This is a genomic window from Candidatus Nanopelagicales bacterium (assembly GCA_037045355.1).
GTDB lineage: Bacteria > Actinomycetota > Actinomycetes > S36-B12.
This window is the reverse complement of sequence record JBAOHO010000021.1, coordinates 70,253-90,053: the sequence shown is the minus strand read 5'-3', so window position 1 is coordinate 90,053 and position 19,801 is coordinate 70,253. Positions and strand designations below refer to the sequence as shown.

The 19,801-nt window shown below is 67.1% G+C and carries 20 protein-coding genes; 15 read left to right on the top strand and 5 right to left on the bottom strand.

The genetic code is table 11. From position 1 onward, the window contains the following. The first annotated feature begins 75 nt into the window (after nt 1–75). From V9E98_11100 to msrA, 4 genes are all read left to right on the top strand, one after another. On the top strand, nt 76–1,341 hold the full coding sequence (locus tag V9E98_11100; GenBank protein MEI2717525.1) for a MurT ligase domain-containing protein: 1,266 nt from the start codon (nt 76–78) through the stop codon (nt 1,339–1,341). After that, complete coding sequence (locus V9E98_11095; GenBank protein MEI2717524.1) at nt 1,338–2,063, top strand: glutamine amidotransferase; 726 nt, start codon at nt 1,338–1,340, stop codon at nt 2,061–2,063. Before V9E98_11100 ends, V9E98_11095 begins: the two co-directional genes overlap by 4 nt. Continuing rightward, nucleotides 2,060–3,352 carry an MFS transporter gene (locus V9E98_11090; protein MEI2717523.1) on the top strand — a complete coding sequence of 431 codons (1,293 nt, stop codon included), beginning with the start codon at nt 2,060–2,062 and terminating at the stop codon, nt 3,350–3,352. The genes V9E98_11095 and V9E98_11090 overlap by 4 nt, the downstream gene beginning before the upstream one ends. A 124-nt stretch (nt 3,353–3,476) precedes the next feature. Continuing rightward, on the top strand, nt 3,477–4,136 hold the full coding sequence (gene msrA / locus V9E98_11085; protein ID MEI2717522.1) for a peptide-methionine (S)-S-oxide reductase MsrA: 660 nt from the start codon (nt 3,477–3,479) through the stop codon (nt 4,134–4,136). A gap of 194 nt (nt 4,137–4,330) precedes the next feature. On the opposite strand, the gene V9E98_11080 is transcribed toward msrA, so the two are convergent. Next, nucleotides 4,331–5,323 carry a helix-turn-helix domain-containing protein gene (locus V9E98_11080; protein MEI2717521.1) on the bottom strand — a complete coding sequence of 331 codons (993 nt, stop codon included), beginning with the start codon at nt 5,321–5,323 and terminating at the stop codon, nt 4,331–4,333. Nucleotides 5,324–5,444: 121 nt separating this feature from the next. On the opposite strand from V9E98_11080, the gene V9E98_11075 reads away from it, so the two are divergent. Next, nucleotides 5,445–5,699, top strand: a complete 255-nt coding sequence (locus V9E98_11075) for a hypothetical protein (GenBank protein MEI2717520.1) — start codon at nt 5,445–5,447, stop codon at nt 5,697–5,699. A 30-nt stretch (nt 5,700–5,729) separates the two neighbouring features. Next, the gene (locus V9E98_11070) at nt 5,730–6,680 is read left to right on the top strand and encodes a transposase family protein (protein ID MEI2717519.1); all 951 of its coding nucleotides are present in this window, start codon (nt 5,730–5,732) and stop codon (nt 6,678–6,680) included. Between the two features lie 20 nt (nt 6,681–6,700). On the opposite strand, the gene V9E98_11065 is transcribed toward V9E98_11070, so the two are convergent. Beyond that, entirely contained in the window at nt 6,701–7,726 is a 1,026-nt protein-coding gene (locus V9E98_11065) for a DDE-type integrase/transposase/recombinase (GenBank protein ID MEI2717518.1), read from the bottom strand. Between the two features lie 47 nt (nt 7,727–7,773). After that, nucleotides 7,774–8,154, bottom strand: a complete 381-nt coding sequence (locus V9E98_11060; protein ID MEI2717517.1) for a hypothetical protein — start codon at nt 8,152–8,154, stop codon at nt 7,774–7,776. 30 nt (nt 8,155–8,184) lie between these two features. Here V9E98_11060 and V9E98_11055 point away from each other — a divergent pair, with 30 nt between their 5' ends. The 9 genes from V9E98_11055 (at nt 8,185) to V9E98_11015 (ending at nt 18,295) form a co-directional block, all read left to right on the top strand. After that, on the top strand, nt 8,185–8,538 hold the full coding sequence (locus V9E98_11055) for a hypothetical protein (GenBank protein MEI2717516.1): 354 nt from the start codon (nt 8,185–8,187) through the stop codon (nt 8,536–8,538). 612 nt (nt 8,539–9,150) lie between these two features. Then, a complete protein-coding gene (locus tag V9E98_11050) occupies nt 9,151–11,553 on the top strand; it encodes a putative Ig domain-containing protein (protein ID MEI2717515.1) in 2,403 nt (800 codons plus the stop codon). A 74-nt stretch (nt 11,554–11,627) separates the two neighbouring features. Beyond that, complete coding sequence (locus V9E98_11045) at nt 11,628–11,909, top strand: hypothetical protein (GenBank protein MEI2717514.1); 282 nt, start codon at nt 11,628–11,630, stop codon at nt 11,907–11,909. Nucleotides 11,910–12,270: 361 nt separating this feature from the next. After that, a complete protein-coding gene (locus V9E98_11040; protein MEI2717513.1) occupies nt 12,271–13,950 on the top strand; it encodes an SBBP repeat-containing protein in 1,680 nt (559 codons plus the stop codon). Between the two features lie 306 nt (nt 13,951–14,256). Beyond that, nucleotides 14,257–14,730 carry a hypothetical protein gene (locus tag V9E98_11035; GenBank protein MEI2717512.1) on the top strand — a complete coding sequence of 158 codons (474 nt, stop codon included), beginning with the start codon at nt 14,257–14,259 and terminating at the stop codon, nt 14,728–14,730. Between the two features lie 161 nt (nt 14,731–14,891). Then, nucleotides 14,892–15,737: a hypothetical protein gene (locus tag V9E98_11030; protein MEI2717511.1), complete on the top strand. Its 846-nt coding sequence runs from the start codon at nt 14,892–14,894 to the stop codon at nt 15,735–15,737. A gap of 139 nt (nt 15,738–15,876) precedes the next feature. Continuing rightward, on the top strand, nt 15,877–16,650 hold the full coding sequence (gene heR, locus V9E98_11025) for a heliorhodopsin HeR (protein MEI2717510.1): 774 nt from the start codon (nt 15,877–15,879) through the stop codon (nt 16,648–16,650). Between the two features lie 251 nt (nt 16,651–16,901). Beyond that, nucleotides 16,902–17,582 carry a molybdopterin-dependent oxidoreductase gene (locus V9E98_11020; GenBank protein ID MEI2717509.1) on the top strand — a complete coding sequence of 227 codons (681 nt, stop codon included), beginning with the start codon at nt 16,902–16,904 and terminating at the stop codon, nt 17,580–17,582. Next, nucleotides 17,579–18,295: a cytochrome b/b6 domain-containing protein gene (locus V9E98_11015; protein MEI2717508.1), complete on the top strand. Its 717-nt coding sequence runs from the start codon at nt 17,579–17,581 to the stop codon at nt 18,293–18,295. The genes V9E98_11020 and V9E98_11015 overlap by 4 nt, the downstream gene beginning before the upstream one ends. 111 nt (nt 18,296–18,406) lie before the next feature. Here V9E98_11015 and V9E98_11010 read toward each other — a convergent pair whose 3' ends face one another. Together V9E98_11010 and V9E98_11005 are read right to left on the bottom strand one after the other, a co-directional pair. Continuing rightward, the gene (locus tag V9E98_11010) at nt 18,407–18,982 is read right to left on the bottom strand and encodes an NAD/NADP octopine/nopaline dehydrogenase family protein (protein MEI2717507.1); all 576 of its coding nucleotides are present in this window, start codon (nt 18,980–18,982) and stop codon (nt 18,407–18,409) included. Then, nucleotides 18,964–19,542, bottom strand: coding sequence for a hypothetical protein (locus V9E98_11005; GenBank protein MEI2717506.1), 579 nt, complete (start codon nt 19,540–19,542; stop codon nt 18,964–18,966). Before V9E98_11005 ends, V9E98_11010 begins: the two co-directional genes overlap by 19 nt. Between the last annotated feature and the right edge of the window lie 259 nt (nt 19,543–19,801).

Genomic DNA, 19,801 nt, shown 5'->3' with positions numbered 1-19,801 from the left:
TCCTCGCCTGAGGCGTGACGCGGGCGGAGTCGGGCGATCGTCGGAGGCCGTGGGCGCGCGGCGTACGCTGCCGTGGTGACCACATCGACGTCGGGGAAACTCCCCCTGCGGACCCGCGCGGCCATCGGTGCGGGACGTGCCGCGTCAGCGCTCTCGCGGGTTGCCGGGCGCGGGGAGGGCATGGTCATCGGCGGCCAGGTCATCCTGCGACTGGCCCCCGAGGCCATCACGGAACTCGCGCAGGGGCGGGTCGCGGCACTGGTGTCGGCGACGAACGGGAAGACCTCCACGACGAAACTGCTGGCTACGGCCATGGAGCAGGCCGGGCCGGTGGTCTCACAGCCGACGGGGGCGAATATGTCCACGGGCATCGTGATGACACTGTCGGAGTGTCCGGCGGACGCCACGGTCGTTCTGGAGGTCGACGAGGCCTACCTGCCCCGCACGATGACCCAGACCCGCCCCCGGGTCCTGCTGCTGGGGAACTTGAGCCGCGACCAACTGGATCGCATGAATGAGGTCGCGATGACCGCGCGGTCGTGGCGGACCATGTTGACCGACCACCCAGACGTGATCGTGGTGGCCAATGCCGACGACCCCATGATCGAGTTCGCTGCCGCCACCGCACCGAATGTCGTGTGGGTCGCGGCCGGCCAAGCCTGGACGTCGGACTCCTCGGTCTGCGCCCAATGTGGAGCACTGTTGTCGCGAGCCGAGGGGACATGGTCCTGTCCGGGATGTGGTCGACATCGACCGACCCCGGCGTGGCAGCTGCGAGACGGGTCGGCCGTCGGTCCGGACGGGGTCACGTACGACCTGTCACGACTTGGCCTCCCGGGGCGGTTCAACCAGGCGAACGCGACCCTGGTGCTGGCTGCTCTGGCGGCCTTGGGTTTGGACCCGGGCGAAGGGCTGCGCCGCATGGAATCCGTGCAGTCGGTGTCGGGGCGTTACGGTTCCTTCCGCGTCGGCGACCTCCGCATCAGGCTGTTCCTCGCCAAGAACCCCGCCGGCTGGTCGGAGTTGCTCGATGTGATGCCGCCGGCACCGACGCCGGTGATCATCACGATCAACTCCGACTTCGCCGACGGGCGCGATCCGTCGTGGCTATGGGACGTCCCGTTCGAGAAACTGCGCGGCCGTACCGTGGTGGCGACCGGGTTCCGCCGCCGGGATCTCGCCGTGCGACTCACCCAGGCCGGTGTCGACCACGTGGTCATCGAGGATCCCTACGTGCCCGACGCCCCGCTGCCGACGGGCATGAGGGACTTGACGGAAGTGCACGTGTGCGCGACGTATACGGCCTTTCACCAGTTGCGGACGACGGGGGCTGCGGTATGAGCGCTGATACGGGCATCGTGATCGCCTCGATCTACCCGGATCTGCTGGGAACGTATGGCGACGGCGGCAACGTGATCACGTTGACTCATCGAGCGGCACTGCGGGGTCTGGACTCCGAGGTGATCGTGGTCGGTCCCGGAGATGCGGTACCGGCGCAGGCCGACATCTATGTCCTGGGGGGCGGCGAGGACACCGCCCAGGTGGCTGCCTGCCAAGCGCTGCGCACTGATGGTGGTTTGCGCCGTGCCGCCGACCGAGGGGCCCCCATCTTGGCCATCTGTGCCGGCTACCAGTTCCTGGGATCGGTGTTCCCGGACGCGACCGGCAGCCCGGCTCCCGGCCTGGACCTGGTCGACATCGCCACCACGCGGCTGCCGCAGCGCGCCGTCGGCGAGCTGGCGGCGCAGCCGGCGGCCGGCACTGATCTCCTGCACCGGGAGCGATTCACCGGTTACGAAAACCACGCCGGCGGGACGACGCGCGGTGCTGGGGTCGAACCGCTGGGCCGCGTTCTTGCCGGGGTCGGCAACGGGGATGGTACCGAGGGCGCGGTGGCGGGCCGGATCATCGGCACCTACCTGCACGGCCCGTGCCTCGTGCGCAACCCCGACATCGCCGACCAACTCCTGACCTGGGCCGTGGGCGCCGAACTCGAGCCCCTCGTGGAGCAGGCAGTCGTCGACCTCAGGGAGGAACGGCTGCGAACGGTGCTGGGCGGGTGAGCCGCCTGGGCGATCGCGCACGGCGGACACCGCTGCTGCAGGGTCTGCCCCCCGAAGTGGCCGTGATCGCCGCGATCGCATTCTGCGTCGCACTCGGATTCGGAATCGTCGCGCCGGCGATCCCCATCTACGCGCAGTCGTTCGGGGTCACCGCGTTCCTGGCCGGTGCCGTGGTGAGTGTTTTCGCCCTCATGCGCCTGATCTCCTCCCCGGGGGCGGGCGCACTGGTCGACCGGGTCGGGGAGCGCAACGTTCTCACCACCGGACTGATCATCGTGGCGGTGTCCAGCGTGCTCGCGGGCCTGGCCCAGGACTACGTGCAATTGCTCGTCCTGCGCGGCGTCGGTGGGATCGGGTCGAGCATGTTCACGGTCTCCGCGATGGCCCTGCTGCTCAAGGTCGTGACCGCACAACAAAGGGGTCGGGCCGCGGGCGCGTTTCAGGCGGGCTTCCTACTGGGTGGAGTGGCCGGACCCGCGGTCGGAGGTGCCGTTGTTGCGCTGTCCATCCGGGCGCCCTTCTTCTTCTACGCCGGAACCCTGGCACTGGCGGCGCTCGTCTCGTGGCGCTTCTTGCCCGCCGAACCTCCGGGCCAGCCGGTCCCGCACCATGCAACTCCGGCTGCCGCTGCGACTGATGACGGCGACGACGAGACGACACCCACCGAGCCCCAGCATCACTCGGATACCACCGCAGGTGCACCCGACAACGACGCCCACGACTCCGACCCGGACAAAGCCCCGACTCTGCCGCAGGCACTACGCAGCCCGGCGTACCAAGCGGCGCTTGCGGCGAACCTGACCAACGGCTTCGTGACTTTCGGGCTGCGCAGTTCCCTGGTGCCGCTGTTCGTGATCGAGGGATTGAACGCGGACGCCACCCTCGTCGGGCATCGGATTCCTGGTCGCCGCAGCGACCCAGGCGGTCCTGCTGCTGCCGGCCGGTCGGCTGGCGGACCAACGGGGACGTCGTCCGGCGTCTGCTGTGGGGATGCGGTGTTGACCCTCGTCGGGATGGCAGGGTCTGGCTGTGGCCGGGGCGACCTGGATGTTCCTGGTCGCCATGGCCGTCGCGGGACTGGCCGCCGCATTCATGGGATCGGCGCCCGCCGCCGTCGCCGGGGACGTGGTCGGCCCCGGGGGCAAGGGGATCGTCATCGCGGTCTATCAGATGACTGCCGACCTCGGGGCGATCCTCGGGTCCGCTGCTGGCCGGGCTGCTGGCGGATTCGCTCGGGTATGGGCCGGCGTTCGCCGTGGGTGCTGCCGTCGCGGCACTGGCGCTGCTGACGGCCGCGCGGATGCCCGAGACGCTACGCCGGCATGAACCAGCCCCCCACTGAGCACGGCGCCGCTCAACTCTCCGGGGCCTCGACCAGATGCGCAAAATCCCACTCGGGTGGACAATTGCGCAGTGCACCTCTTCAGCCAGCGCCTGTCCCCCTCGATGATCACACCGGAACAATCCCTTCCCGGGCGCGCCCAGCGTCCGTTCGACATACCGGCGACCCATGCAGTGCTCGGGACCCCGCTGGAATGTCCCAACGGCTTCCCCGCTGATCTCGAGAAGGTCTACGTGGGCATGGGTTGTTTCTGGGGCGCTGAGCGGCGCCTGTGGCGACTGCCCGGCGTGTACACGACAGCAGTCGGGTACCAGGGCGGCTACACCCCCAACCCGACCTACTCCGAGGTTTGCACCGGTCGAACCGGTCACGCCGAGTCGGTTCTCGTGGTCTACGACCCCAAGCAGGTTCCGTTCTTCGACATCCTGAAGGTGTTCTGGGAGAACCACGATCCCACCCAGGGTTATCGCCAGGGGAACGACGTCGGCACGCAGTATCGATCAGCGCTGTATTGGACAACTCCCGCCCAAGAGGAACTCGCCCGCGCGACCGCGCAGCAATACCAGGCGATCCTGACGGGTAATGGTCTTGATCCGATCACGACGGAACTCGCCCCGGCCGCGGGTCGCGACTTCTACTACGCCGAGGCCGAGCATCAGCAGTACCTGCATAAGAACCCGCATGGATATGACTGTCACGCCAACACCGGGTATGCGCTGCCTGAGGTGTAGTCCTCTGGGTGCGGGGTGGCACTATCCTCGGACGTCCATCGTTGGTGACTGGGAGACCCCATGAGAGTTGGCCCCGCTCGCTGAGGACTCGATGACCGTGGGAAACATGCGCGGCACTACCACCAGGGCTAGGGCTTCCGGCGCACGGGTCGGGGTGACAGTTGGGTGTCTCTGGGACGGCGATGGTTTCGCTGTCAGGCGGCAGTCTTGCGTAGTCGGCGGGTCAGGTCCAGGCGGACTTGGCGTGGGGTTCGTCCGCGCATGTAGTCCCCGTGGTTGGGGCGGTGGTTGTTGTAGTCGTGGATCCAGGTCTGCAGGGACTTGTCGAGCAGTGCGGTGTCGTCGACGCGGCCGCGGTGGAAGTGGGGCCGGTAGAACTCGCGCAGCACGGTGCCGTGGAAGCGTTCACACACGGAGTTGTGATTCGGAGACCGCGGCGGGATGCGGTGGTGCGTCAAGCCCATGGCCGCGGCGCGGTCTTGGAACGCTCGTCCGACGAACTCGGGGCCGTTGTCCGTCAGCACGCCGGTCATGGTGACTCCCACGCGGCGCAGCGCCCGTTTCAGGTCGGTCAGAAACGCCGCAGCGACGGCGGCGGTCTTGTCTCCGACGATGATCTGCACGACGGCGTGGCGGGTGGCCACATCGACCGCGGTCAGCTGCCACACCGCTCCGACACCTTTGAGCCGGCCGACGTAGAACGTGTCCAGCGACACCACCTGCCCGGGCTTGGTGGCGTATAGGCAAAACCCGAACGGGCCTTCGGCGGCGGCGTCGGTGACCTGCCCGGCCTCGGCGGCGGTCAGTGACGCCAACGCCGCGACCCGCTGTTTCGCGGTGCCCAGCCGGTGGCGGCGCAGCACCTTGGCCACCCCGGACGCGGAGCGGTGCACGCCACGGGCCGCGAGGTGGCGCAGCAGGCTCTTCGGACCCAGCGTGGGCCGCGCGATGGCTTCGGCGAGGATGGTCGACACCTCCTCGGGGCTCATCGCATTGGGCTGATGTGGCCTGCGGCGGTCCTTGGGCAGCAACCCCGACGTGCCGTACCGGCTGGCGGTGTTGATCCACTGGTAGTACGTCTTGCGCGACACCCCAAACACCCGGCAGGCATGCGACACGTTGCCGCACGCGGCGGCGTACTGAATCAAACGGACACGACGGTCATACACAATGTCTTCGTGGGTCACGAGCGGGCTCCATCTCTAGATCGTTGAACAATCCAGAGACTCCCACTCGTGGCCCACACCTCCACGGAGGCGCAAGCCCCAAGTGTCACCCCAACCCGTAATCCCTAAGGGCTAGGGTGCCGTGCGTCGTCGTGGTTCAGCCGGTTCCCGCGATGCGCGATGCGACGCGGGGGCGCTCCGGGGGCGCCAGGTGCGGGTCCGGGTCGCGCCGGGCTTCTTCGCGGTGATCGTGGCGTGGATCGTCAGGTGGGTGCCAGACCGGTTCCCGCCGATCCTCGGTGAGAAGTACCGCGCACGCAAGCGCACGACGAGCATCACGAGAACTGCCCGCGAAACGCCGTCGGTGCATCAGATGGGAATGCCCGCGAAACGGTGACCCTGGATGGGCATGGGAAGTGAGCTTTCGATGTCCTCGCGCGCAGAGATCACGACGCGGTACGCCAAGGCGTACGTGAAGGCCGGCAAGGCCGATAAGGGCCGGGTTCTCGATCAAGTGGTGCAGGTGACGGGGTGGTCGCGGGACAACGCCCGACGCCGGTTGGTGGCGGCCGCCAAGACCAAGCCCGGTGCGGGGCGCCAGGTCGCGGCCCGGCCGCGCAAGGTGAGGTCACCGAAGTACTCCTACGACGCGATCCGGGTGCTGCAGCGGGTATGGGCAGCGTCCGGCGGGCAGTGCGGGCGCTACCTGGCCGCGTCGATGCGCATCCAACTGGACCTGCTGGAACGCCACGGAGAACTCGTCGTCGATACCGACCGGTACAGCGCCGCGGTGCGCGAGGAGTTGCTGGCGATGAGCAGTGCATCGATCGACCGCTACCTCGCGCCGGTGAAAGCATCCGACCAGATCCGCGGCGTGGCCACCACGAAGCCGTCACCGTTGCTGCGGTCGTCGATCAAGGTCCGCAAGGCCGGCGACGAGGTCGAGGCCGAGCCGGGGTTCTTCGAAGGCGACACTGTCGCGCACTGCGGGCCGACACTGAAAGGCGAGTTCGCGCGCACCGTGAACCTGACCTGTGTGCACACCGGGTGGGTGTTCACCCGCACCGTGCGCAACAACGCCCACGGCCACATCGTGTCCGCGCTGAACGCCGCCGCGGACGAGGTGCCGTTCCTGATCACCGGCCTGGACTTCGATAATGGCAGCGAGTTCTTGAACAAGGCCGTGATCAGCTGGGCGGCGGATCGGGAGATCTTCTTCACCCGGTCGCGGCCCTACAAGAAGAACGACCAGGCCACCATCGAGTCCAAGAACAACCACCTGGTGCGCAAGTACGGGTTCTACTACCGCTACGACACCGACGCCGAACGCAAGGCCCTAAACCGGCTGTGGCGCCTGGTTGAGGCGTGTCTGACTTAATGTCGCTTTCTGCTGGTTGTCTAACCACCATCGCGGCGCCCCTTGGCAGCTTGATTCTGGCGGTCGTTTTGGCGCGATGCAATCCGGCGCAGTCGGGCTTGTCTCATCCCGTCGCGGCGGGCTTGGCGGATGGTTTCTCCTCGGCCTTCGTGTTCGTCGTCGGGGGTGACGTAGCCGATCGCTTCGTGCAGGCGCACGGTGTTGTGGTGGGTGCGCACGACGTCGAGTTCAGCGCGCAAGGTGGCGGGGTCTCGGATCACGGCTAGGTGGGGGTGTTCACCTTTGACGTGGCCGAAGTGGGACTCCACCCAGGCCTGGTCGGTGGGGGTGCCGGGTCGCCCGAAATGCTGGGCGATCGCGCTGACGGCCATGAACTGCGCGGTGTCGCTCGATGTCATCTGGGGGCCGTTATCGCTCATGGCCAGCAGGATCGGCAGGTAGGGCCCGTGCACCCCGGCGGCGCGCTCAGCAGCGCGTTGATCGAGGACGAGGTCCAAGCCTTCAGCGGCCATGGCTCGTTCGAAACACAGCTTGACCTGCACTGAGGTTTCTTCGGCGGAGACCACGGTGGCGATCCACTTCCTGGACACGACGTCGAGCACAGCCACACACGCCATTTGCGCGCGGGTGAAGTGCGTCGTGTCGTAAATCCAGATTCTGTTTGGCTGCCACGACACCCAGTTCGGTACCGGCCGCTTCGCGCCGGCGCCGCCGCCGCGCTGGGGGCGGAAACGCTTGCCGGATAAGGCCAGAACGCGGCGAACCGTCGATGGTGACGCCCAGAACTGGCCGGTATATGAGCCGCGGTGAGCCAGTTTGCGGTGCGAGCGGTCGATGTCGGCCCACTGGTCGAACACCGCCACGATCGCGGCGTGTTCGTCGGCCAGCAGCCCATGCACCGGGTGCCCGCCGGGGCGGCGGTCCGCCAGCGAACCGGCGACCGCTCGGGTGCGCCACCGCTGGTAACGCCGGGTCGGCAGGTCCAGATAGGTGCACGCCGCCGCCGCGGTCCAGCCCTGCCGCTGGGCATCAGCGACCAGGCCCAACAACGCCGCTTTCGTGGCCTCAGATACCCGTGCTGGGATCGGGCCACTTAACCCCAGCTGTCTTTTCCCTCGGCCAGCGTCAACTTGATCGCCATCTCCTTGATGGCCTCAGCCATCCGCGCGTTCTCCGCGCGCACCGCCTCCAACTCCAGATCCCGCGCCCGATCACGTGGGGTCCCGGGCCGCGACGCGGCCAACGCCGACAAGGCCCCCTCACGGGCCACTTGACGCAACTTCGCGATCACCGAACGGTCCACCTGATGAGCCGCGGCAGCCTCAGCCATCGAGGCCTCCCCGCGCAGCAGCTGCACCCAGATCTCGTACTTCTCCGACGGCGACAAAATCCGACGCCTCCGCTTACCCCGGCCCTGCTCGGACCCCTGTGACATCGACACCATGACATCCTCCAACTCCACAGTCGACGGCACCGAAATGTTGGTTAGGAAAACACCAGAAAAGTGTCACGAAGTCAGACGCGGAACAGGTACAACGACCGGTTCAACTACCTGACCCCCACCAAGAAACCGGTCGGCTGGGGCGAGAACCGCAACGGGCAGCGCCGCCGCCACTACGACGCCCCCACCACGCCACTGGACCGGCTGCTGGCCGCTGGGGTGCTGGCACCAGCCCAAACCGCCGATCTGCTCGCCCACCGGGACTCGCTGAACCCCGCCAAACTCGCCCGCGAAATCGCCGACCTCCAAACCGTCCTGCTCAAACTGGCCAAGGACAAAACCGAGCAGCTCTACCTCGCTTCGATCCCCAGCGCCCTGCCCGACGTCCGCAAAGGCATCCGCGTCAAAGCCTCCTGACCGGAGCCTGCTTCGCGGGCATTCCTATCTGATGCACGGACCAGGTTTCGCGGGCACCTTGACTTGATGCACCACGGCGCACGGCCGTGCGCTGGATGCAGGATCGCGAGAGACCGGGGCATCATCACTCACCGCCACGGGTGGGTGATGTGGGCGGCGAGTTGATCGCCAGATCAAGGCCCTAGACCGCCCCCCTCCGCTACTGGTGACAGGGCCGACCATTTGTCGTGTAGTCAAACGCCTTTCTGCGCGCTGCTCAACTGCTGGCGCCCGTCACGACACACAAGGTGAGACGGGGCGGCGCTTCCGCCATGGAGTCCGCACCCAACGGTCGGGGCACGGCTTGGTAAGGGAAGCTCGGATACCTTGAGAGGATGCGGAATGGCCGTGGTGGCCCTGATAGATCAGCAGAGCCCCGTGCTGCACATCGGTCCGTCGTATCGATATCGGCCTGAAATGACCCACGCGTCCTGAGGCCAGGTCTCTCCGTCCTTCGCCAGTGGGTGGGCCCAACGTCGAAGCGCCAGTCTCACAATCCGCGCCGATCTCCCGAAGTTCAATCCAGGGATCGTGCCAGCCTAGACTGATCTATAGGGGGGAAGGAGGCGCATCGTGTCTCAGCCAGTTCGATCGGGCCACTCACATTGGGCCGGCTTGGTAACCGGACTCGTCGTGATCGCACTGACGTTGTTCGGGGTGCCGCCCGGAGCGCGGGCCGGGACTCCCCAGCAGATCTCATTCGAGGACCTGTTCGACTTCGAGATCAACGACTACCAGGTTGTCGAGCCGACCGCGTCGTCCGGGCTGCCCGTGACCGTGACCGTGGACACCCCCGACGTCTGCACTTGGCAGGCCCCCTACCTGACGGCCGTCAAGGCCGGCACTTGCCAGGTGACGGCGAGACAGCCCGGCAATGCCCAGTTCGACCCCGCCGAACCGGTCGTGCGCACCACCACAGTCAACCGGCTCGGAGCCGGAATCCGGGCCACCCCACCGGAAATCGTGTACACGCCCGACGACCCGGTCCACCTCGCATTCCAGGTGGTCCAGGCCCAGCCCCGGGAAGGCGACCCGACACCCACGGGGACGGTCAACGTGAAGATCCGACCCCTCCGTGGATCGGAGGACCTGTGGGAGTTCAACTTGCCGCTGAACGCCGAGGGGTTCGCCGAGATGGATTTCAACGACCCACCCATCCCGCTGGAACCCCGGTCCTACGGGATCCTCTACTACTACAGCGGGGACGCCAACTACCGGGAATACGCAGCCGAGGAACCTTTGGTGTTCGACATCGTGAAGGGTCTCACCAGGACCGTCCTCACCGTGTCTCCCCAGTCGGCGACGTGGGGAGATGACTTCACCTTCGACGTCAAGGTGGTCAGCGCCAAGACCGGCGAGATCCCCGACGACATCGAGGGCGACGTGAACTTCTTCTGGACGATCAAGGGAGGGGCCGCGAGTGTACCCCTGGTCAACGGCCGGGCGCAGTTCACGACGAGCGACGTCAGCCCCGGCGCCAATCAGGTGTTGGCGCAGTATGTGAACCCCGACGACTTCACCTGGGGCACCAGTTGGGACAAGAAGCAGTTCAAGACCACCGGGCTGGACCCCTACCTGGCCTACCCGGACGGACTCGGGGCCGTGGGCGTCCCGTTGCAGCCGCTGAACCCGATCTCCCGCGGCATCCTCGACCCGACATTCGCGGCGTCCGGTCTGCCGGCGGGCCTGGCCATCGACCCGGATTCCGGCGAGATCAGCGGGGTCCCGGCTCGTGAGGGTAAGAGCAGCGTGACCGTCACGGCGACCGACCCCAACGAGGACGACTACAGCACCGAGTTGACCATCACGGTCGTCAAGTCATCGGTGACACCGACCATCGGCTACCCCCGCGCGAAGGCTCAGGCCGGACGGGCGATGACCCCACTGACCCCCCAGGTCACCGGGATGAGCCCCCCGGTATCGGTGACAGCAGTCGGGTTGCCGGCTGGGCTCTCTGTCAACCGCGCGACGGGAGTCATCTCCGGGACGCCGTCGCAGGTGGGCACCTTCACACCGACGGTGACCGCGGTGGCTGTCCAGGGAACGGCCACCACGACGGTCTCCCTCGAGATCACGTCCGGCCCGGTCGTGCCGTACGTGGCCTACCCGAACGCGCAGGGCGTGGCGGGCAGTCCGCTCGTCCCGCTCACGCCATACACCGCCGGGCTGACTGGGTCCCTGGCCTTCACGGGGTCCGGTCTCCCGGACGGCCTGACCCTGGACAGCGGGACCGGCGTGGTGTCGGGAACCCCGACCACCCCGGGCAGCAGTTCGGTGACGGTAACGGTCACGGGGGCCGAGGGGACGGCGACCACCACGTTCTCGGCCAGGATCACCGGATCGCCGTTGCCCAAGCGCCTGGCGTACCCGACGGTGCGCGGCCAACAGCACCAGAGAATCGATCCCGTGGTGCCGCAGACCAGTGGCCTGACCGGCTCTCTGCGCTACACGGCGCGGAACCTGCCCAGGGGGCTGCGTATCGATCCCGGAACCGGCGTGCTCACCGGCAAGCCCAAGGTGTCCGGCAAGCATGTCGCCAAGGTGAGGGTCACGGGAAACAACGGACAGGCCAGGGCGAAGGTCCGCATGCGGTTCGCCAGGAACCGGGGACATAAGCCAGGCGTGCCGCTGACGGTCACCGGCGCCCGCAAGGCCTCCGCCGACCTATCGGCGGGGACTGCTACCCGGTTGATTTCCCGCGCGGAGGCCAAGGGCAAAGCCCGCGTCCATGCCCACGTGAGCTGCATGATGGGAAGCCGTCCTCAGGCTGCCTCGGTCTGCGCCGCTTCCATCGCGCGTCGGTCACACCGGGTCACGGTCACGCCGCACTGCTCGATCCCCCAGGTCACGGTGACGCTGCGGGTGACTGCCCAACCAACCGAGAAGCAGGCCCAGAAGTACAACCCGCGCACCTGGAACCGCTCCTGGTCGGTCTCGGGGGCGCCGGCGAAGCGGTGCGTCGAACCGGCCCGCTAAGCCAGTAGCGACGGTTGCCAAACAGGCCTGAGTCGCCGGCCCCGCACGTGGGGGCACCGTGGTCCGGCTCCGACGTGAAGTTCCGCACCAAGGTGACCGCATCTCCACAGGGGAGGATCAGACTGAAGGTCGTCAGCAGCCCTGCGATGAACGCCAAGGGCGCATGGCTTACCTGTCGCAAGGGCAAGGACATCGACTCGGCCGGCACCTACAAGCTCTCCTGCGCCATGGGGAGCAAGGCAAGGGCGGCGTTGCGCGCGGGCGCCATCAAAGTGCGCGTCACCGGATACATCCGACCGCCCGCGGACGAGGGCATGAGTGTCACCAAGATCTGGAAGATCAGGCGCGCGCACTAGCGTCCCGAGTGGGAAGTCCTCGAACGTTTGCTTTCCCGGTCGGGACACCAGCAACGGGTGAGGACACATACGCCCGCAACCGGGTATGCGCTGCCCGAGGCGTGATCCTTCGGGAGAGCCGGAGTCGCGGACGTCCGCGGTAACTCCCTCACCCCATCCATCGCCGCGCCGACAAGATCGTGAGTAGCGCGGCCGCTGCGCTGGTTCATGGTCCGACCGCCCTGCGCATTCCCGAGTGGCGCACAAAGCAGCATCGGGACTTCGGTCGGGGTGAGGCGGAGGGCTCTCGGCCGCCTGATCTACTTGATGTGGGGCGCCGACGCGTTCAGTGGGTGGCGCCACCGGTGCCACGGAGGCCGCGATGTCCACGAACAGACAGCTGACACTGGGGACTGCGACTGCGGTGCTGATCACCGCGATGGGTATCTGGTCTTCTCCAGCTCAGGCAGCGGTCACCACGAACCCGTTCGGCGGCTCGACCGGTCTCCAACCTGTCGGAATCGCCCTCGACGCTGAAGGCAACATCTACACAGCCAACAACGGCTCGAACACCGTCACCCGCATCAGCGCCGACGGCACCACCACCGCCCAATTCGGCGGAACCACCGGAGCCGAACCCTACGGGATCGCGGTCGACACCAAGGGCAACGTCTACACCGCCAACTCCGACGCGGACACTGTCACCCGCATCAGCGCCGACGGCACCACCACCGCCCAATTCGGCGGCACCACCGGCTCTGGTCCCGGCGGGATCGCGGTCGACGCTGACGGTAACGTCTACACCGGAAACACCGGCTCGAACACCGTCACCCGCATCAGCGCCGACGGCACCACCACCGCCCAATTCGGCGGCACCACGGGCGACTACCCCGTCCGGATCGCCCTCGACACCAAGGGCAACGTCTACACCGCCAACAACGGCTCGAACTCCGTCACGAAGATCAGCGCCGACGGCGCCACGACCACCCAGTTCGGCGGCACCACCGGCGACTACCCCAATGGGATCGCGGTCGACGCCCAGGGCAACGCCTACGTCGCCAATGTCGGCTCGGACACGGTCACCCGCATCAGCGCCGACGGCACCACCACCGCCCAGTTCGGCGGCACCACCGGCCACCTTCCCGACGGGATCGCGGTCGACGCCCAGGGGAACGTCTACACCGTCAACTACGGCTCGGACTCCGTCACCAAGATCAGCGCCGACGGCACCACCACCGCCCAATTCGGCGGCACCACCGGCACCAGCCCCGGCTGGCTCGCGCTCGACGCCGACGGCAACGTCTTCACCGCCAACTACGGCGCGAATTCGGTCACCCGGATCAGTCCGGATCGGGGGCCGGTGACGTTCAACTCCGGCGCCTTCCCAGCCGGGCAGGTCGGGTCGGCCACGCGGTTGACTGTGAAGGTGACGAACACCGGTGAAGGCTCGGTGCGACCCACCGCCATCACCGCGATCGGCTCAGGTGTCACGGTCACCGGCGGTACGTGTGTGGTCGGAACCCGCATCGCCCCCGACGGGACCTGCACTGTGTCCTTGTCCTGGACTCCTTCGGCCGCCGGCCCGCTGAGCAACGCATCGCTGATGATCACCTACCCCGGCGGCACCGGAACCGGCGAAGCCGTGGAACTGACCGGCACCGCCACCCCCAAACCTGACACCGTCCTGAAAGTCACGGGTACCCCGCAGGCCACCCGGCTGCCGCTCGGCGAGCGGTCGGTGCTGGTGAAGAAGGTCCGCTCCGACGGACAGATCACGCGCACCAAGGCGTGGTGCGAACTGGACGGTCGGCGTCTGCCCCAGCGGATCCAGAAGAAGCTGTGCGGCACGACGGTCACCTCACCGGACACCGCGTCGATGCAGTCCACCGCCGTGGCCAAGAAGAGGGTTCGCATCACCGCCACCCCCAGCTGCAACACGCGCCTGACGATCCACGCCACGATCACTGCGAAGAAGCCCGGCGCCATCCGAACCACTTGGACCCGTACCTGGCGTCCCCAGCCCACGCCTCGCGTCGTATGCCGCATCACGGGAACCGGCTGAACCACGACAACGCGCGGGACCCCAGCCCGACCAAGGCCCGTGATCGCCTCGGTGGCGCGCAGGGCATCGAGTCGATCGTGCTGGAGCAACGGCCCCAGACGCCAGGGACAGCGACAGAACGAACTCGCACGTGACTGTCACGCCAACACCACTGCGGATGACAGCGGCCACGGGACAGTGGATAGTCGTCGTGGACATGTCCGGCGCATCCCCGTCGGCTCCAAACGCGCCAGAGAGAAGGCAGACCATGGGACTTCGTGATCGATTGCGGGGCAGACCACGGCCCTCCCCCCTCAGCGCTTCCAGATGCGCCAGAAGCTGATGTCGATCGGCGACGACTACTGGATCGAGGACGAGAACGGCCAGCGCGCCTACAAGGTCGACGGCAAGGCGGTGCGGGTGCGTCAGACACCTTCGTGCTCCGAGGACGCCGGCGGCCAGCGACGTCGCCAAGATCCACGAGCGCAAGCTGCGGGTGCGCGACACCATGGAGATCGAACGCCCGGGCGGCACCACGCCACCGTCAAGAAGGCGCTGGTCGGGTTTGCGAGACCGCTTCACAGATCGAGGTCGACGGCGGGCCCGGAGCTCGAGTGCCCACGGCAACCTCGTCGACCACGAGTACGAGATCGAGCAGGACGGCAATACCGTGGCGACGGTGTCCAAGAAGTGGTTCCGCGTACGCGACACCTGCACGCAGGTGTGGAGATCGCGCCCGGGGGCGATGCCGGGCTGATTCTTGCAATCACCGTCTGCATCGACAGCTTGACCCACGACTGACCCGCGGCCGGGCCGCCACAACTGCAGCGCCGCAGGAGTCTGCGGCGCAGATAGGCTGACCAGCGAACCGCATGTGTCGTTGCGGCCACGACCGAATGGAGGGCCGCTGTGCCCGAACCGTCGGGGAGGCTTCACGAGTCCCGCGCACCATCGCCTCCGTCGTGGCGATGTGCGTCACCCTGATACTCGCCGTGTCGGTGAGCGGCACCACGTCAGGTGCCCAGCCGGAGGGCAAGGTCACGATCTGTCATGCAGCGAGTTCGGCTTCGAATCCGTACCAGCAGATCACCGTCGCGCCGTCGGCCGTCGACGGAGAGGGCAAGGGCGATCACTACCTCGAGCACACCGGCCCCGTCTGGCGTGAGGGCATGGCCAAGGGCACCTGGGGAGACATCATTCCCCCGATCCCGGACGTGCACGATGGGCTGAACTGGAGTGCGCGGGGCAAGCGCGTGTGGCGGCTGGGCTGCCTCCCGCAGACACCCATGCCGAAACCGACGCCGACGCCGATCCCCACACCGACGAACTCGGGATCTCCGACGGCGACACCCACGCCGACAGACTCGGGTCCCCCGACTCCCACACCGAGCGGCTCCACTTCGCCGACCGCGACCGCGACACCAACCGATTCAGCGTCCCCGACAGCCAGTCCCACCACTGCACCTCCCGATCCAGGCGAACCACAGACGCCGATCGTGATCATCCCTGCCGCGCCGGGGGCGATCCCACCAGGTGAGCGAACCACTCTGCTGAAGCACGTGCGCTCGTCTGGAGACATCACGATCCGCGTCACCTGTCGCGTCAACGGCGACCAGGCGAATGCACTGTGCGCCAAGGCGGTCACCAGCCGCCGGGCCACCGTTCGGGTTGTGTGCCAGGCGGACATCACCGTGACCGTTCGTGTGACGGCGAAGGCGGAGGACATGCGCACGAGCAGATGGACCGGGCGATGGTCGGTGGGTAAGCGAGGACCGGGGAAGGTCTGCGCTGTCAAGGGCGACGGCTGAGAGAAACGGGCTGAGCACGGGCGGAACGCGGTGGGCGTGGAGCAGCAGCAAGGCCCTCCAGCCCACTGAGCGGACGCAGTGGCTGGGGCTTACTGTCGAAGGGTAAGCGTCAACTGACCCACCTGAGGATGATCTCGCCGTGACCACTGCCCCCGTCGAGCCCGGTCGCCTGGCCAAGCTTCGCCGCTACAACATCATCGTCGGGATCGTCCTGGTCGTACAGGCAGTGGCGGTCTATCTGTTGTCCAACGACTTCACGCTGCCCATCACGGCCAGCTACATGGAGGGACCACCGGGAACTCCTCTCGGCGATCCGGTGACCTTGCTGAACTCGCCCATCGGACTTGCCGTGGCGAGTTTCCTCGCGCTTTCGGGACTTGCGCTGCTCATCGTGGCCACGGTCTGGCACCGCGGCTATGCCGCTGATCTTGCGCGCAACCGAAACCGGGCCCGCTGGGTGGAGTACGCGCTCACCTCCTCGATGATGATCGTCGTCATCGCTCAGATCACCGGTGTCTCGGACGTTGCCGCGCTGGCGGCGATCTTCGCGACGAACGCCGGGATGATCTTCTTCGGCTGGCTGCAGGAGAACTACGAACAACCCGGTGGCGGATGGCTGCCGTTCGTCTTCGGATGCATCGTCGGCATCGTGCCATGGCTGATCATCGCGTTCTTCATCGTCGCGCCCGGAGCCGCGTCACCGTCCGAACCTCCCGCGTTCGTCTACGGGATCGTCATCTCACTGTTCCTGTTCTTCAACGTCTTCGCCCTCAACCAGTTCCTGCAGTACAAGCAGGTGGGCCGCTGGTCTGACTACCTGTTCGGTGAAAGCGTCTACATCACCCTCAGCCTGGTGGCCAAGTCCTTGCTCGCCTGGCAGGTGTTCAGCGGAACCTTGGTACCGGCGGCATGACCGAGCAGCAGCGCTATGAGGTCCTGGAGCGGCAGGGGCCGGTGGAACTGCGCCGGTACGTTCGCGAGGACTGAGTCGAATCGACCCGGCCCGAGATCCGATTCAGGCCTCACTGCAGATGGCGCGCGCGACTTCGTGTGGACGCGACAGCATGACGCAGTGATCGCCCGGGATCATCTCGGGCCGGGTTCCCGCCCCGCCCGGGTCCGAAGCCCCGTTGCGCAGAATCGGTGACCGTGTTCTGATCACACATGGAATCGGGTGCGCCGGTCGGACGCCGGGTCGTCTTGGGCCTCGTCGTCTTGGGGGCGGCGGGAGTCGTCTTCGGACGCCGGCTGTCTGATGCCACCACGGCGGCAGTGGCGACCGTGGCGCCGGGACTGCAGAAGGTGCTGCCAGCGACCGGCGGGTTCCGCATCTACACCGTGACCAATGGCTACCCGGAACGCACGGTCGCCGATTACCGGTTGACCCTTCAGGACGGTGACCGACGGACGGTTCTGACCTACGACGACCTGGCGGACCTGCCGCAGACAGGACTGACCAAGGACTTCCAGTGCGTCACCGGATGGCGGGTCGACGACGCGGTGTGGACCGGCGTGCTGCTGTCGGATCTTCTCGGCGCCGCCGCCATCGACATCGGATCGGGTGCCCTGCAGTTCACGTCTTTCGACGGCGTTTACACGGAGTCGCTCACCAAGGATCAGGCGCTGCGCTCTGATGTCCTCGTGGCCACGACGTTGTACGGCCAACCACTCGAACGGGCCATGGGCGGGCCGGTGAGGTTGGTGGTCGCTCCCATGTACGGCTACAAGTCCTTGAAATGGCTGGACGGCATCATCGTGACCGATGAGGTGGTGCCCGGCTACTGGGAGGAACGCGGCTACGACATCGATGCGCTGGGTCGGCCGCTCCAACGGGCGCACCGATGAACCCGTCATCTGAGGGGCTGGCACGGTTCTCGCGTGCCGAGCGGTGGACCCACCGCATCACGGCTGTGCTGGTGGTGACTCTCATCGTCAGCGCGGCCTGCCTCTACTTCCCCGACCTAAGTGCGCTGGTGGGCAACCGCGAGATCTTCAAGCGAGTCCACGTCGTCGCCGGCTTCGTACTGCCCGTCCCGGTTCTCGTGGCCCTGTTCTTCGTGGCGTTCCGGGCGGATCTTGGGCGGCTGAACCGGTTCACTCCCGACGACTGGCGCTGGTTCCGCAAGCGCGAACGGCGCACGGGTGGACTCGCCGTCGGCAAGTTCAACGCAGGACAGAAGCTCCACTCCCACGTGGAGGCAGGATCGCTGATAGTCCTGTTCGGCACCGGCATGATCATGTACTTCTCCGGATTCTTCGCCGACGACCTGCGCACGGGGGCCACCTTCGTGCACGACTGGGTGGCGCTCGGCGTCGCCCTGTTGGTCGCCGGGCATGTCTACAAGGCGTACTCGGACCCGACCGCACGCGAAGGCATGCGCACGGGGTTCGTACCCATCGAGTGGGCGCAGACGCACCATCCCGCCTGGGTCGCGGAGACCGCCGTGGGCAGTGGGGTAGAGGAGACTGAAGCCGGGCGGCGCGGTGAATCCCGACCAACGCTGACAGACCCCCAGCCCTGTCGGCGCCGAGGTGGCGCGGAGCCCGGCCGGCACTGACGTGATGCGCATGCTCTCCGGTTAGCCACGATCGACGGTCGTTTCGCGCAGCACGACGCTCATCGGACCGCCGCGACCCCATGCCGAACCCCGAACGGGAGAACATGCGCATCAATAGCGGCGACCGACCCCAATCGCCCTGGCGCGAGCCGCTACCTCTGGCCGGTCGTGACGTACTCCAGCAGTTGATCGCGGTCGAGGCCCGCGATGCCGCAGCGTTCCAGGGTGCGACCGATCGCGACGAAGTCGCGGCCCAGCAGGCGCTCCGGTCAAAGTGATCACCGACTGCATGATCTTGGTGTCCACTCCCAATCGCGATCCGAGCTGGGAGTAGATGGTCAGGCCGATCGGAACGTCCTCGGTGAGGTAGCGGCTGTCGATCTCAGTGGGCCCCTTGATGCCGTTCAGCGCGGCCACCCCACGGATCACCGACCAGAACGTATCCCCCTTCGGCCCGTATCCCATGACGGAGTACGTGTCCCGCAGACTGAGGACGGACACCCCGAGTGCCTCGCCGATGGCCACCCGCTCCGCATCGATCGCCTCGATCGCCTGGCAGACGTGCGGCGTCATCCCCTCTTCGTAGTAGTAGAACTCACCGTGGCTGTACTCGATCCGGCTGGCTGACAGCAGGACCCCCAGGCAGTGCAAGGTCGGGTTCGGGTTGTTCAGCCCCGCCTCAAGCACATTCGACCATCTGATCGATGCCCGGGGTAGAGGTCACGCATGACCGGCATGACCCGATCAGCTCGCAACGCGCTGGGAACACACCGATCGACACGATCCGACGCCGACCGAAGATGTGGACCGAGTCCGGGCCCGACGATCCGCGTCGCATACGGCAGCGCTGCGATCTCGGAGACGGTGATGTCGGCCGTCGCAGCCGCGCTCGCCGAAGCGCCTCGACGAACTCCAAGCGAACCCAACGAGCCGGGCATAAGCACCACGTTCATGCCGTCTCTCAGCAGCGGAGCGAGCAGCTCTGCATAGGTCAGTTGGTGCATCGTCGGCACGACGATGAAGATGACGTCGGCCTCCGCGATCGCTGTGCCCAGATCCGCCTCCACCCGTACCGGCGCGGTCCCGGCGAAGACCCCCTCGGCCGCGATCCGACCCGACGCGGCGATCGGGAGCCAGCCCGCCGACGAACTCAGGGACGTCGTACATGCGTGACCTCGATGTCCGCGCGATACCGAACTCCGCCGCCGCGGTCCGGGCTCCGTTTCCGCCGCCGAGGATGGTGACACCGTCGCAATCATGAAGGTTCCGCCGATCTGTCGACCCACGGTAGGCCGCGACCAACCTTGCTAGCGCGCGGCGCGTGCGCAGGTTGGATGGCAGTCGATGGCCGGTTAGCGGGGAGCTGACGGGATAGGGTCGCGAACGTGACTTCCGATGAACTCGTACTGGACACGCACGGCGCGGCCGTCCATCTGATCCTCGAACCGGGCCGACAAGGCGAACGCGCTCACGCAGCAGATGTGGGACGACCTGCCGGGTCTGGTC

Excerpts from the sequence above, each read along its gene's own strand:
- V9E98_11095 (MEI2717524.1), top strand. The coding sequence starts at position 1,338 with ATGAGCGCTGATACGGGCATCGTGATCGCCTCGATCTACCCGGATCTG.
- V9E98_11070 (MEI2717519.1), top strand. The coding sequence starts at position 5,730 with ATGTCCTCGCGCGCAGAGATCACGACGCGGTACGCCAAGGCGTACGTG.
- V9E98_11040 (MEI2717513.1), top strand. The coding sequence starts at position 12,271 with ATGTCCACGAACAGACAGCTGACACTGGGGACTGCGACTGCGGTGCTG.
- V9E98_11035 (MEI2717512.1), top strand. The coding sequence starts at position 14,257 with ATGCGCCAGAAGCTGATGTCGATCGGCGACGACTACTGGATCGAGGAC.
- V9E98_11020 (MEI2717509.1), top strand. The coding sequence starts at position 16,902 with ATGGAATCGGGTGCGCCGGTCGGACGCCGGGTCGTCTTGGGCCTCGTC.
- V9E98_11015 (MEI2717508.1), top strand. The coding sequence starts at position 17,579 with ATGAACCCGTCATCTGAGGGGCTGGCACGGTTCTCGCGTGCCGAGCGG.